The 335-nt window shown below is 72.2% G+C and carries 1 pseudogene; it reads right to left on the reverse strand.

Annotated elements, in window-relative coordinates:
- Positions 1-335 (reverse strand): annotated as a pseudogene (locus Q7A36_RS41200) (IS110 family transposase); the annotation flags it as partial.

Genomic DNA, 335 nt, shown 5'->3' on the forward strand with positions numbered 1-335 from the left:
TTGGTGGTCGCCGCCCAGCCAAGCCGCCAGCACGCGCAGCATGCCCTCCGCGTCGAGCCGGTCGGTCTTGGCCCGCCGCGCCCGCCGGTTCACCAGGATGCTGGTCGGCTCGAGCACGTAGGCCGCGACGCTGTGCGCTGTCAGCAAACGATGCAGCCAAAAGCCGTCCCGGCCCGCCTCGAAGCAGCACGTCACGCCGACGGCACGGCCCAGCCTGGTCGATGCCTGCTTACCGAGGTCTGTCAGCAGCGCCAGCAACCCGGCCGTGTCGCCACCCTCGATGCGGTGCAGCCGCAACTTCTCGGCGCCAGGCAGCCGGGCGGCGGCGAGCCAGG

Source organism: Paracraurococcus lichenis (assembly GCF_030657435.1).
Lineage (GTDB): Bacteria > Pseudomonadota > Alphaproteobacteria > Acetobacterales > Acetobacteraceae > Paracraurococcus > Paracraurococcus lichenis.